At 68.6% G+C, this 12,092-nt stretch carries 12 protein-coding genes; 1 reads left to right on the top strand and 11 read right to left on the bottom strand.

Annotated elements, in window-relative coordinates; translation table 11 throughout:
* The first annotated feature begins 153 nt into the window (after positions 1 to 153).
* Positions 154 to 1,191 carry a hypothetical protein gene (locus JW876_00970; protein MBN1884077.1) on the top strand — a complete coding sequence of 346 codons (1,038 nt, stop codon included), beginning with the start codon at positions 154 to 156 and terminating at the stop codon, positions 1,189 to 1,191.
* A 29-nt stretch (positions 1,192 to 1,220) separates the two neighbouring features.
* Here the strand turns inward: JW876_00970 and JW876_00975 are convergent, their stop codons facing one another.
* The 11 genes from JW876_00975 to dnaB all read right to left on the bottom strand — a co-directional run bounded on the left by JW876_00975 (position 1,221) and on the right by dnaB (position 12,087).
* The gene (locus tag JW876_00975; protein ID MBN1884078.1) at positions 1,221 to 1,826 is read right to left on the bottom strand and encodes a DNA ligase; all 606 of its coding nucleotides are present in this window, start codon (positions 1,824 to 1,826) and stop codon (positions 1,221 to 1,223) included.
* A 5-nt stretch (positions 1,827 to 1,831) separates the two neighbouring features.
* Positions 1,832 to 3,265 carry a cysteine--tRNA ligase gene (locus tag JW876_00980; protein MBN1884079.1) on the bottom strand — a complete coding sequence of 478 codons (1,434 nt, stop codon included), beginning with the start codon at positions 3,263 to 3,265 and terminating at the stop codon, positions 1,832 to 1,834.
* A gap of 22 nt (positions 3,266 to 3,287) precedes the next feature.
* Entirely contained in the window at positions 3,288 to 4,349 is a 1,062-nt protein-coding gene (locus JW876_00985; GenBank protein ID MBN1884080.1) for a M42 family metallopeptidase, read from the bottom strand.
* A 2-nt stretch (positions 4,350 to 4,351) separates the two neighbouring features.
* Positions 4,352 to 5,365: a D-alanine--D-alanine ligase gene (locus JW876_00990; GenBank protein ID MBN1884081.1), complete on the bottom strand. Its 1,014-nt coding sequence runs from the start codon at positions 5,363 to 5,365 to the stop codon at positions 4,352 to 4,354.
* The gene (locus JW876_00995) at positions 5,362 to 6,816 is read right to left on the bottom strand and encodes a glutamate--tRNA ligase (GenBank protein MBN1884082.1); all 1,455 of its coding nucleotides are present in this window, start codon (positions 6,814 to 6,816) and stop codon (positions 5,362 to 5,364) included. The genes JW876_00990 and JW876_00995 overlap by 4 nt, the downstream gene beginning before the upstream one ends.
* 43 nt (positions 6,817 to 6,859) lie before the next feature.
* Positions 6,860 to 7,345 (bottom strand): 2-C-methyl-D-erythritol 2,4-cyclodiphosphate synthase, encoded by a 486-nt coding sequence (locus JW876_01000; protein ID MBN1884083.1) that lies wholly within the window; start codon positions 7,343 to 7,345, stop codon positions 6,860 to 6,862.
* Between the two features lie 85 nt (positions 7,346 to 7,430).
* Positions 7,431 to 8,144 (bottom strand): 2-C-methyl-D-erythritol 4-phosphate cytidylyltransferase, encoded by a 714-nt coding sequence (ispD, locus tag JW876_01005; GenBank protein ID MBN1884084.1) that lies wholly within the window; start codon positions 8,142 to 8,144, stop codon positions 7,431 to 7,433.
* 15 nt (positions 8,145 to 8,159) lie between these two features.
* A complete protein-coding gene (locus tag JW876_01010) occupies positions 8,160 to 9,056 on the bottom strand; it encodes an MCE family protein (protein ID MBN1884085.1) in 897 nt (298 codons plus the stop codon).
* A gap of 21 nt (positions 9,057 to 9,077) precedes the next feature.
* Positions 9,078 to 9,824 (bottom strand): ABC transporter ATP-binding protein, encoded by a 747-nt coding sequence (locus JW876_01015; protein MBN1884086.1) that lies wholly within the window; start codon positions 9,822 to 9,824, stop codon positions 9,078 to 9,080.
* A gap of 37 nt (positions 9,825 to 9,861) precedes the next feature.
* The gene (locus JW876_01020) at positions 9,862 to 10,635 is read right to left on the bottom strand and encodes an ABC transporter permease (protein ID MBN1884087.1); all 774 of its coding nucleotides are present in this window, start codon (positions 10,633 to 10,635) and stop codon (positions 9,862 to 9,864) included.
* 48 nt (positions 10,636 to 10,683) lie between these two features.
* A complete protein-coding gene (gene dnaB / locus JW876_01025; GenBank protein MBN1884088.1) occupies positions 10,684 to 12,087 on the bottom strand; it encodes a replicative DNA helicase in 1,404 nt (467 codons plus the stop codon).
* Between the last annotated feature and the right edge of the window lie 5 nt (positions 12,088 to 12,092).

Genomic DNA, 12,092 nt, shown 5'->3' on the forward strand with positions numbered 1-12,092 from the left:
CGGTTCCGCTGTTCACCACGCCGGTCGTGACGATCCTGGTGCTCGCCATGATCCTCGCGGCGGCCGTGTTCATGCGGAAGCACGCCATCAACAGGGCGTAACGATCCGGAACGATCGCGACCCGTCTCGTGACGGGTAACCGAAAGACATTCGTTGGGCCACGGAAAGAAGCCAGAAGTTGATCGCGGAGCGGTAGAGACGGCGGGCGGATTCCGCGGGGAATTCATCCGGTTCCTCATCCTCTTCTTCATCATCTGGCTTCTTTCCTATTTTTTGACCCGTCGCGCGCCCGGCCTCCTCGTCGGGATGCAGGAGATCGTCGCCCGCGAGCTCGCCTGGTTCCTCGCGCGCTTCGGGTACTCCTTCAAGCTCGCCGGCTCGTCCTTCCTCTTCTACACGGCCCACGGCGGCGAGAACCTCGTCGTCATCGCCGAGTGTACGGGCGTGTACACGTCGATCATCTTCCTCTCGATCGTGGGCGCGTATCCCGCGCGCGCATGGGAGAAGATCGTCGGCATCCTCGTCGGGTTGCCGGCCATCCACCTCCTCAACTTCGTCCGCATGGTCGTCGTCGCGCTTGTGCTCTTCCACCGGCGCGAACTCTTCGACCTCGTCCACGGGTACCTGTGGCAGGTGGTCTTCTTCATATTCATGCTGGGGCTGGTCGCGCTGTGGATGGGCAGGATCGTGGGCAGGTTCAGGCCGCAGCTGCCCGGGACCCGTCTCGCCGGCGGCCTCGTCTTCGTCGCCAGGATCGTGGCGGCGGCCACCGCGCTCTTCCTCGTGCAACACTACCTGCTCGGGGGGCTCTACATGCGACTCGTCGCGCAGGGGGCGCGTCCGCTTCTCGCCCTCTTCGGCCACCGGATCGTGATGGATCGGGCGATGCGGATCACCGAGGAGATCTCGCTGAACCCGGTCGTCTTCCTCTCCCTGGTGCTCGCCGTGCCGGCCCTGGCGTGGCGGCGGCGCCTCGGGGCGGCGGCGATCGGTCTCGTCATCCTCACCGCCCTGAACAGCATCGTCGTCTTCCTGGCCTTCCTGAGCGCCTACCGCGGGAGCGAGAGGCTCTGGACGGGCACGGAGTTCTTCATGCTGACGATGAATCTCTTCGTTCCGCTGCTGCTCTGGCTCATGCTCGTGCCCGTCGGCAGGCTCCTCTCGCGATCGCGGAGCGCCGGCGGCGCATAGCGTTCCCTCGACATCCGTGGATCAGCCGGTCATGGGGTTTCCGGTTCCCCGGCGGCGATCTCCGCGAGCAACCGCCCCGTGAGGGCCGAGCGGGGCTCATCGGCGAGGATATCGCGGTCGCTCTCGAACCCGTCCCGCTTCTTCACGAGCAGCCAGCGGGTTTTCGGGCCCGCCCCCGTGCGGATCAGGGCGAACCCGCCGCGGAGCTTGCGCCCTTCGAGAAAGATCTCGATCATCCCCTCCTCGCGCGACGCTGCCATCGTGGCGCCCCCCTCCTCCTTCTCCGCGCGGAGGTTGCGATAGGTGCCCGTGTCCCACACCATGACCGTCCCGCCGCCGTACTCCCCCTCGGGGATGATTCCCTCGAATTCGGCGTAGGAGAGCGGGTGGTCCTCGGTGGGCACGGCGAGCCTGCGCTCGCGCGTCGAAAGGGACGGACCCTTCGGAACGGCCCACGAGGCGAGGACGCCGTCGATCTCGATGCGGAAATCGTAGTGGAGATTGCGGGCGTCGTGCTTCTGCACGACGAACCGGAAACCGCCGGCGGTGTTGCCGCCCGCCTCGTCCGCCGGCTCGGGGGTGCGATTGAAATCGCGTTTGCCGCGGTAGTCGTCGAGCGGACGCTTCGCCGCCATGGCCGTTACTCCCCGGGCTTGAGGGCGTACCCGTCCGGGCGGTCCTCGACAATCCAGCCGAGGGCGGCGATCTCGTCGCGGAGCCGGTCGGCCTCCGCCCAGTTCTTCGCGGCGCGCGCGGCCACGCGCTCCTCGGCGAGTTGGGCGACCTCGCCGGGGATCTCGGCCCCGGCCGCCGGCAGGCCACCCCGGAAGAGGCCAAGGATGCGGTCGAAGACCGTCATCGCCCCGAGGAGCTCGTCGATCGCCCCGCGGTCGGCGAGGAGCGCGCCCTCGCCGCGGAAGCGGTTGAGCTCGCGGACGAGCCGGAAGACGTGGCCGATCGCCTCGGCGCTGTTGAAGTCGTCGTCCATCGCCTCCTCGAAGCGGTTTTTCACCTCGCCGGCGAGGGCGGCGAGTTTCTCCGTCTCCGTTGACCGCGCCGGGGCGGCGCCGCCGTCGAGCGCGCGGCGGCTCTCGTCGAGCCAGCGGCAGACGTTGCGGATCCGGTCGAGGCCGGCCGCCGCCTCCTCGAGGCGCTCGCGGCTGAACTCGGCGTTCGACCGGAAGTGCGTGGAGAGGAGATAGAACCGCACCACCTCGCCGGAAAACTCCTTCGTGATGTCCGCGATCGAGAAGAAGTGCCCCGTCGATTTCGACATCTTCTCGCCCTTGAGGTTGAGAAGCCCGTTGTGCATCCAGTAGCGGACGAAGGGGCTGCCGGTGGCCGCCTCGCTCTGGGCGATCTCGTTCTCGTGATGGGGAAAGATGAGATCGAGCCCCCCGCCGTGCATGTCGAGGGTGTCGCCGAGGTACTTCGTCGACATCACCGAGCACTCGATGTGCCAACCGGGGCGGCCCCGGCCCCAGGGGGAATCCCACGCCGGCTCGCCGGGCTTCGCCCCCTTCCAGAGGGTGAAGTCGAGCGGGTCCTCCTTGCCCTCGCCCGCCTCGATGCGGGCGCCGACCCGGAGCTCGTCGATCCGCCTGCCGGAGAGCTTGCCGTAGCCGCCGAACGTGCGGACGCGGTAGTAGACGTCGCCGCCGGAGGCATAGGCGCAGCCCTTGTCGATGAGACGTTCGACGAAGGAGATGATGTCCCCGATGTGCTCGGTCGCCTTCGGATAGACGTCGGCGGGCAGGATGTTGAGCGTCTCGGCGGCCCGGAAGTACTTCTCGATGTTGCGGCCGGCGACCTCGCCGAACTCGACCCCCTCGTCGTTGGCCCTGGCGATGATCTTGTCGTCGACGTCGGTGAAGTTCTGGACGTAGGTGACGTCGTATCCCTTCCACGCGAGATAGCGGCGGATCATGTCGCCGGCGACGAACGCGAGCATGTGCCCCATGTGCGGCTCGTCCTGGACGGTCATCCCGCAGAAATAGATGCCGACCCTGCCCTCCCGGACCGTTGTGAACTCCTCCTTCTTCTTCGTGTACTCGTTGTAGATCGTCAGTGCCATCCCGGCTCTTCCTCCTCTGTCGCTACGCGAGACCCGCGACCGTCTTCGCGTCGAGCGCACGGACCGTCTCCACGACGAGCCTGACCGCGCTGTCGACGTCGCGGCGAAGGACGATCCCCGCCGCGCTGTGGATGTATCTCGTCGGCACGCCGAGGACGATCGTCGGCACGCCGTCCCGGCTGACCTGCACGCGCCCGCCGTCGGTGCCACCGAGCGGTATCGCGGAAAAATGATAGGGGATCTTCTTCTTCTCCGCCACGGCGATCACGAGATCGCGCAGCCTCGTGTTCGGAATGAGCGAGGCGTCGTAGACGCAGATCGACACGCCCGCCCCGAGCTTTTCCGTGCTCCCCTCGGGCGCGCCCGGCAGATCGCTCGCGATGTTGACGTCGACGGCGACACAGACGTCGGGATCGACGCGGTGCGCGGCGGTCTGCGCCCCGCGGAGGCCGACCTCCTCCTGGACCGTGCCGACGCCGTAGACGGCGTTCACCGGGCGGAAACGGGAGAGGCGGCGAAGCGACTCGACGAGCACGGCGCAGCCGAGGCGGTCGTCCCAGGCCTTGGCCATGTACGTCTTCCCGCCGGCGAGCATGGTGAAGGGCCCCCACGGCACGATCGGATCGCCCGGACGGATCCCGAGGCTCTCCGGCGTCTTCTTCCCCGTGAGCCCGACGTCGACGAAGAGGTCTTTCGTTTTGACGGGCTTGTCGCGCTCCTCCCGCTCCATCATGAAGGGGCTCTTCGACGAAACGACGCCCCGCACGTCGCCGCGCGACGTGCGGACGACGACGGGGAGACCGATCATGCGCGGTTCCCACCACGCGCCGAGCGTGTTGAACCGGATGAAGTTGCCCGTGAAATGGGACACCATGAAGCCGATCTCGTCCATGTGGGCCGCCACCATGACGCGCGGACGCTCCGGCCCCTTTTCGAGACGGGCGATCAGCGAGCCGAGGCGGTCGCGTTCGATCGCGGCCACCCCCTCGAGGTTGCGGGCCATCAAATCGAAGACCTCCCCCTCGTAACCGGGCACGCCGACGGCCTCGACCAGCTCCCGCATCAGGGATTCCATACGGTCCATCGTCAACTCCTGTCTGTGCTGCGCCGCTCGACGGCCATGCGGCAGATCCGCTCGACGAGCTCGTCGAAGCCGATGCCCGCGGCGGCGGCCGCCATCGGCACGAGGCTGAGCTCCGTCATGCCGGGAAGGGTGTTGACCTCGAGGCAGGCGGGCACGCCATCCTCCCTCAGCCGGAAATCGACGCGCGCGTAGTCGCGGCAGCGCAGGGCCCGGAATGCGAGAACGGCCTCGCGCGCGAGACGCCCGGCCGTCTTTGCCGGCAGATCGGCCGGCGCGACGTACCGGCTCGTACCCTTCGTGTACTTTCGCTTGTAATCGTAGAATCCCCCCTCGGGGATGATCTCGACGACGGGGAGGGCCCTTCCGTCGAGTATCGCCACGGTCACCTCTCGTCCGGGCACGTATGCCTCGACGATCGCGTCGTCCCACCGGTGCGCCTCGGCGAGAGCGGCGTCGAGCGCGTCCGGGCCCTCGACGAACGAGAAGCCGACGCTGGATCCCTGCGTGTTCGGCTTGACGACGAGCGGATACCCGATGCGCTCCCGGACGGCCCCGACGAAATCGCCCGCCGCGAGGCCGGCCGGCACGAGGAGATGGTCGGCGGTCGAGACGCCCGCCTCGCGGAAGAGGGCTTTCGACCGGTCCTTGTCCATCGCCAGCGCCGAGCCGAGCACGCCGGTGCCGGCGAAGGGGATTCCCGCCTCCCCGAGCAGCGCCTGAACGGTGCCGTCCTCGCCGCTCCCCCCGTGCAAACCCACGAAGACTGCCTCCGCCTCGAGGATCGCCGGCGAGGAGAGCCACCCGAGGACCTTTCCGGGTTCGAGGGGCGGCGGCGGCGTTCCCGGCGTCTCGTCGATGCGACCGCCGCCCGCCGCGGCCTCGCCGCCGGGAAGGGCCGGATCGACCGCCGCCGCGTCGTGTCCGCGCCTGCGGAGTGCGGCGAGCACACCCGTGCCGCTCGCGATCGAGACGTCGCGCTCGGGCGATCGCCCGCCGAGAAGCACCGCGATTTTCATGAGGGCCGCCCCTTTCCCCCGCCGTCCGTCGCGGCGGCGTCGAGCGCGCAAAGCACGTCCTCGCGCCCCCTGACGGCGATGACGGCGGCGAGATCCGGCCCGTGCACGGCCCCCGTGAGCGCCGCCCGAAGGGGCATGAAGAGATGCCGGCCCTTCGCGCCCACCGCCGCTCCCGCCGATTTCACGGCCGCCGCGATGGCGTCGCGTTCCCACGCGTCGAGTCCGGCGAGGGCATCCCGGACGGCGCGAAGGATCGGCGCCGCGCCGGCGAGCGCCACGCGCGCCTCCTCGTCCAGCTCCGGCGATCCCGGCCGGAAGGGCGCAACCGCGGCGGCGAGCCGGGAGAAGGCGGGGAGCTGCTCCGCGGCGATGTCGAATATCCGCCCGAGCGCCGCGCGGTCGTAGGTCCCGGCGAAGCCGGGCGGGAACCAGGGAAGCGCGTCGTCGAGAAACCGCGCCGCGCCGCCGTCGCGCACGTGCCGCGCGCACACCCACTCCATCTTCACCTCGTCGAAGATGCTCGGGCTCGGCGAGACGCGCTCGAGCGTGAAAACCCGGACGAGCTCCTCCACGGAGAGGATCTCGCGCCCGTCGCCGGGAGACCAGCCGAGGAAGGCGAGGTAGTTGACGATGCCGTCGCGCGGAAAACCGCGCTCTCGGAAATCGGCCACGTTCGGCGCGCCGTGCCGCTTGCTCAGCTTCGAGCGATCGGCCCCGAGGATGAGCGGCAGGTGCGCGAACCGCGGCGCGTCGAGGCCGAGGGACTCGTAGATCACGATCTGCCGGAGGGTGTTGGACAGGTGCTCCTCGCCGCGCACGACGTGGGTGATCTCCATCATGGCGTCGTCGACGGCGGCGGCGAAGTTGTAGGTCGGCATGCCGTTCGAGCGCATGACGACGAAGTCGCCGACCATCCCCGGCGGAAAGACGACCTCGCCGCGGATGATGTCCTCGATCCGCCGCTCCTCTTCGGCGGGAAAGCGGAAACGGACGCTCGCGAGGCGCCCCTCGCCGCGCAGGCGCTCCCGTTCCGCCGCGGTCAGTTGGCTGCAGCTGCCGTCGTACCGCGGGGGCTCGCCCCGGGCGGTCATCTCCTCCCGTTTCCGATCGAGTTCCTCCTCGGTGCAGAAGCAGGGATAGGCCATGTCGGCGGCGAGAAGGCGGTCGACGTGCGTCCGGTAGATCTCCATGCGGTTTGACTGGCGGTAGGGACCCCGGGAGCCGTTTCTGCCCGGCCCCTCGTCCCAGTCGAGCCCGAGCCAGGCGAGGTCCTCGAGCAGCTGCGTCTCCAGGGCGGGGTCGGAGCGTTCGCGGTCCGTGTCCTCGACGCGCACGATGAACCGCCCGCCCTCGTGCCGCGCGAAGAGCCAGTTGAAGAGGGCCGTCCGCGCCCCCCCCATGTGGAGATGCCCGGTCGGACTCGGCGCGAACCGTACCCGCACGTCGCTCACCGTCGCCTCGTTCCTTTTCTCGCCGCGCCCCTCGCGGCGCCGGTCACGTCCTCGCCAGCAGCACCACGGCCCGCGCGGCGATCCCGCGCTCCTCCCCCACCGGGCCGAGCCCCTCGCCGCGCGTCGCCTTCACCGAGACGACGGCCGCGTCGATACCCGCCGCCTCCGCCATCCGCCTCGACATCTCCGCCCGGTGCGGCGCGATGGCCGGCCGCTCGGCGTGGACGATGCAGTCGGCGTTCACGATGCGCCAGCCCCGTTCGGCCGCCATCGCGGCGACCCGGCGGAGCAGTTCGAGGCTCGCGATCCCCGCGAACTCGTCTGTCTCGGGGAAGTGCGCCCCGAGATCCCCGAGGTTCAGCGCCCCGAGGATGGCGTCGCAGAGCGCGTGCACGAGGGCGTCGGCGTCCGAGTGGCCGGCGAGCCCCCGGTCGTGCGGGATCTCGACGCCACCGAGCACGAGGGGGCGCCCCCCGGCGAGCGGGTGGATGTCGTACCCGATCCCGATCCGCAGCGCGTCCTCCGTCATCGCTCCCTTTCCCCGCCGGGAAGCCAAACCGCCGGGGGATGCCCGGCGGCGGCATTCGACGTCGTTTCCCGTCGCCGGCGACCGGTCATTCGCCGGCGGTCGGCATCTCCAGCCTGGCCCCCACGAGAAAGCTCCTGACGATATCGACGTCTTCCTTGTACGTCACCTTGATGTTCCAGCGTTCCCCCTCGACCGCCCGGACGGGGAAACCGGCGGCGAGGACGAGGGAACTCTCGTCGGTCGCCGTCCGTCCCGATTCCTCGGCGGCCTCGAAGGCTTTCCTGAGCACGTCGAGCCGGAAGGCCTGCGGCGTCTGTATCCCGACGACGCGGTCGCGGGGGATGGCGCTCTCGATCGCCTCGTCGCGGATCCTCGCGATCGAGTCCGTAACCTGGAGCACCGGGACGGCGGCCCCGTACTCGCGGGCCGCCTTCACGATCCGCTCGACCATCGGCACGGAGAAGACCGGCCGGCTCGCGTCGTGCACGAGCACGAGATCGGCCTCCCCCACCTCGGCGAGGCCGCGAGCCACCGATTCCTGGCGGGTCTCGCCGCCGGCGTGGACCGAGTATTCGATTTCCTCGAGTTCGGGCGCGAGGGTTTCCCGCGCGCGGTCCTCCATTCCCGAGAGGACCATCACGACGAAGCGCGAAACGCCGCCCCAGGCGGCCACCGCCGCGATCGACCGCGCGAGGAGCGTCCTGCCCTCGATCGGGTAGAAGCTTTTCGGCAGATCCCGGCTGAACCTGATGCCGCGCCCCGCCGCGGGAATGATGCAAACGTTCTTCTCGCCCTGCATTGGCACGTCCCTCTGTCAGAAGATCTCTACCTTGAAGTATCGTTTCGGATTCGCCTTGATGTCGGTGACGAGTTCGTCGAACCCGGCCAGGGCCTCCTCGAGTCGGTCCATCAGCTCGCGGTCGTGGATGAGCGAGCCGAGCGTGCTCTCGTCGTCCTCGAGCCGCGCGGCGATCCCCGCGAGGGCCGCCGTCAGCTCGTTCATCCGATCGACGAGCGCGGGCAGATCGCCGCTCATCTCATCGATGGAGACGACGATGCTGTCCATGCGTTCGGCGTTCCGCTCGACGAAATCCTCCATGCGCTCGCTCGAGCGCCGGAAGGAGGCGATCCCCCGCTCGAACTCGGGAGCGTTCACGTCCAGCGTCCGGCGCAGCTCGCCGGTGATCGCGGCGAGATTGGCGATCGTCGAGTCGAGCCGCTCCCCCTTCGTCAGCACGCCGGTGATCTCGTGGATGTCGCGCGCGAGCAGCGTGAGATCCTCGAGCAGGATGCCCATGTGCGCGAGGGCCTCGGAGATCCCCGGGTCGTAGACGCCCTGGAGCACCGCCCCCGGCTCGACGTGGACATCGGATTCGCCGAGGATGATCGAGACGACGCGCTCGCCCATGATCCCGACCGTCTGCAGCACGACGCGGGAATCGTCCGGGATGCCGTCCACGTCGCGGAGCTTCATCGTCACCAGGACGTCGCGGTCGCGCAGCTCCACGCGCTTCACCTCGCCGCGCTCCACGCCGTTCACGTTCACCACGTCGCCGGGGTCGATCCCGCCGACCATCGGGAAGACGGCGTGGAGATCCCACGTCGTCCTGCCGATCTTGAACCCCTGGAACCACATCAGTCCCACGGTGAGGACGAGGATGGCGAGAAAGATCGTGAATCCGACGCGCAACTCGAGTCGCCTGTAGGTCATTCGACGCTCCCCCGGCTTCCGTCAGACCGCCTTGATCGGGCCTTCGGCGGTCCCCTCGATGAACTGTCTCACGATCGGATCCCGCGTCTCGCGGGTCTCCCCGGGCGTCCCGCTGAAGATGATCCGTCCGCCGTGCAGCATGGCGATGCGGTCGCCGACCTTGTACGCGCTCTTGATATCGTGCGTGACGACGACCGACGTGATGTTCAACTCCCGCTCGAGCCCCCTGATCAGTTCGTTGATGACGTCCGACATGATCGGATCGAGGCCCGTGGTCGGCTCGTCGTAGAGGACCACGTCGGGATTCATCACCACCGCCCGCGCGAGACCCACCCGCTTCTTCATCCCCCCGCTCAGCTCGGCCGGCATGGTGTCGTGGATCCCGGTCAGCCCGACGAGCCGCAGCTTCTCGCAGACGATGCGCTGGATCTCCTCTTCCCCGAGATCGGTGTGCTTCCTGAGCGGCAGCCCCACGTTCTCCCCGACCGTCATCGAATCGAAGAGGGCCGCGCCCTGGAAGAGCATACCAAAGCGCATGCGCATTTCAAATATCTTTCTCCGCGAGAAATGCGTTATGTCGTTGTCCTCGAAAAAGATGGTGCCTTCGTCGGGGCGAAGCAGCCCCGTGATGTGCTTGAGCAGGACGCTCTTGCCGCAGCCGCTCCGCCCGATCACGACGAGGGTCCGGCAACGCTCGATGTCGAGATCGAGACGGTCGAGCACGCGCGTGCCCTTGAAGGTCTTCGAGATCCCCCGCAGGCGGATGATCGGGTCGTCGCATTCCCAGTGCACCGTCTCACCTCCCCTATTCCGGGGCGAACAGGACCCGGAATATCAGCGTCGCAAGCAGGTAGTTGGAGACGAGGATGAGCAGGCAGGAGGAGACGACGGCCCGCATCGTCGAGATCCCGACCCCCTCGGCGCCTCCCCGCGTGGCGAATCCGTTGTAGCAGCCCATCAGGGCGATGATGAAGCCGAAGACGAAGGTCTTCATCAGCCCGCCCACGACGTCCTGGTACCGGAAGAGGAGCTTGAGCCCGTTGGCGAACATCGCGTACCCGACGCCCATCGAGATCTTCGAGACGACCATCCCCCCGACGATGGCGAGCAGGTCGGAGAAGATCGTGAGAACGGGCAGCATGATCGTCGCCGCCACCATGCGCGGGAGGACGAGATACTCGATCGGGTCGATGGCGATCATCTCCATCGCGTCGATCTGCTCGGTGACCTTCATCGTGCCGAGCTCGGCGGCGATCGCCGCGCTCACCCGCCCGCCCACCACGAGGGCGGTGAGGACGGGGCCGAGTTCGAGCGTGACCGTCTTGCCCACGACGGCGCCAACGTAGTGGAGGGGGATGTAGCCGTGGAACTGGTAGGCCGCCTGGACGGCCGTGACGGCGCCGACGAACAGCGAGGTGACGACGACGAGCGGGATCGAGCCGATGCCGATCTTCTCCATCTGGTCGAAGGTGTTGCGCATGTTGCGGAAGAGCTTCGGGACCGACTGCACCAGCTGCCAGAAGAGGATCGAGATGCCACCGATCTCTTCGACGAACCCGAGGAAGAACCTGCCGAGCATCGCGAGCAGTCTCATCCGGTCACCTCCGCGGCCCCGCGGGGCCGTCGGTCAGGTCTCGAAGTACTCGTCGCCGCCGCCCCCGCCGGCGCCCACCGGCGCGGCGAGCGACCGGAACCGCGTATACTGCTTCTCGAAGAGCAGGTTGACCGTGCCGGTCGGACCGTTCCGCTGCTTGCCGATGATGAGCTCGGCGATCCCCTCCTTCTCGGGGTCGCCCGGGTCGTAGAACTCCGGCCGGTAGAGGAAGAGGACGAGATCGGCGTCCTGCTCGATCGCGCCGGACTCGCGGAGGTCGGAGAGCATCGGGCGCTTGTCGCCGCCGCGCGACTCGACGGCGCGGCTGAGCTGCGAGAGGGCGAGGACGGGGATGTCGAGCTCCTTCGCGAGCGCCTTGAGGGAGCGGGAGATCGAGGAGATCTCCTGCTGCCGGTTCTCCGACCGCTCGCTCGCCCGGGCGAGCTGGAGATAATCGACGACGACCATCGCCAGGTCGTGCTCGGCCTTGAGCCGCCGCGCGCGCGCCCGCATGTCGAGGGTCGTGATCGCCGGGGCGTCGTCGATGAAGATGGGCGCCTCGGAGAGGAGCCCGGCGGCGTTCGTCAGCCGCTCGATGTCCTTGGCCGAGGTGAAGCCGCGGCGGACCTTCTGCGCGTCGACCTGCGCCTCGGCGCAGAGGAGACGCTGGACGAGGAGCTCGCGGGACATTTCCAGGCTGAAGATCGCCACGGGCTTGCGGTCGACGAGGGAGACGTGCTGCGCGACGTTCAGGGCGAAGCTCGTCTTCCCCATCGACGGCCGCCCCGCGATGATGACGAAGTCGCTCTGGTGGAAGCCGGCCGTGTACTTGTCGAGGTCGAGGAACCCGCTCGAGATCCCCGTGACGCTCTCGCGCGTCTCGTGGATGCGCTGGATCTCCTCGAAGCGCTCCTTGAGGATCTCCTTGATGTGGGTGAACCCCGAGGTGACGCGGTTCTCCGAGATGCGGAAGATCTTCTGCTCGGCCTCGTCGAGGATCGTGTCGGCCGGTTCCCCGGCGCGGTAGCACTCGCCGGCGATCTCGGTGGAGGCGCGGATCAGCTGCCGGAGGATGTGCTTCTCGAGCACGATGTTCGCGTAGTACTCGATGTTCGCCGCTGTCGGCACGGAGTCGACGAGCTCGGTGAGCGCGCCGGGGCCGCCGATCGCATCGAGATCGCCGGCGCGGCGCAGCTCCTCAGAGAGGGTCATCGCGTCGATCGGTTCGCGCCGCATGAAGAGCGCGATCATCGCCCGGTAGACGCGCCCGTGCGCCGGGCGGTAGAAGGCCTCGGGCGGGAGGATCTCGATCGCCCGGGTCGCCGCCTCCTGCTCGAGGAGGATGCCGCCGAGCACCGCGCGCTCGGCGTCGACCGCCTGCGGGGGCACGCGGTCGATGACCGCGTCGGGGGCGGTCTGCCCTGTCGTCTTCGCCATCGTCG

Source organism: Candidatus Krumholzibacteriota bacterium (assembly GCA_016931295.1).
GTDB lineage: Bacteria > Krumholzibacteriota > Krumholzibacteriia > Krumholzibacteriales > Krumholzibacteriaceae > JAFGEZ01.